Origin of the sequence: Rufibacter sp. XAAS-G3-1 (genome assembly GCF_013623775.1) — a bacterium.
In the GTDB taxonomy this organism is placed as follows: domain Bacteria; phylum Bacteroidota; class Bacteroidia; order Cytophagales; family Hymenobacteraceae; genus Nibribacter.
Genome location: NZ_JABFAM010000047.1, coordinates 1 through 744 on the forward strand (window position 1 = coordinate 1; position 744 = coordinate 744).

The 744-nt window shown below is 43.1% G+C and carries 1 protein-coding gene; it reads left to right on the top strand.

Going from position 1 to position 744, the window contains the following annotated elements; all coding sequences use genetic code 11:
- Positions 1 to 101: 101 nt before the first annotated feature.
- Positions 102 to 608 (top strand): hypothetical protein, encoded by a 507-nt coding sequence (locus tag HHO50_RS20930; RefSeq protein WP_181309094.1) that lies wholly within the window; start codon positions 102 to 104, stop codon positions 606 to 608.
- Positions 609 to 744 lie beyond the last annotated feature (136 nt).

The window sequence follows — 744 nt, forward strand, 5'->3', positions numbered from 1 at the left end:
AACCAGTTGCTTTCTAAAACTGCAATCGGTACTTTGAGAGATAATCAGGCAAAACTCTTGGCCGTCGTTTAGCAGCGGCCGTTACCTGCAAGCTAAAATAAATGAAATTTAATCCACCCATAGAAGTTAGGGAGACAGAAGACCTTTTAGAAATTGTCTGCCTCCCTAATGCTTGGCGACCTGAGGCAGTAGAACAGGCCAAGGCAGAATTGAACAAAAGAGGGATAAATCAAGAGGAACAGGTCAAATGGTCTGAAAAATATAATTGGAATTTAAGAGCAGAACATCGGGGAGAAATTAGGAAAAGGGCTTTGATGCGTTACAACCCGCTTGAACTGATTTTCATGTTTATCCGACTCCCTGGCACAATATTATGGGATTGGCATCTTAAACGGGACGGATATATTAAGATGCATAAGCAGAGATTATGGGTCATTGCTTCAGGACTTCTGTTTTACTCTTGCATATTACTCTCCATTTTCATGCAAAAGCCAAAATCTGACGAAGCTTGGTTAAAGGAGATTCAGGAACAGGATATAACAGAATGGGAAAGAAGCTATTATGGTGAAATTAGAGACAGCGCAAAAATAAAGAAAGCCAGCAGGTAACACTGCATAAACGCCAGCCTCGGCCGACGGCCTCCGCCGCCGTTTATACTAGTCCGTTGGGGCAAATTTGAGAAACTTCTTACCGGCGGGCACGGCAGAAAAAATTATCGGCAGGAGAAGCAAAAGAAGAACCGGC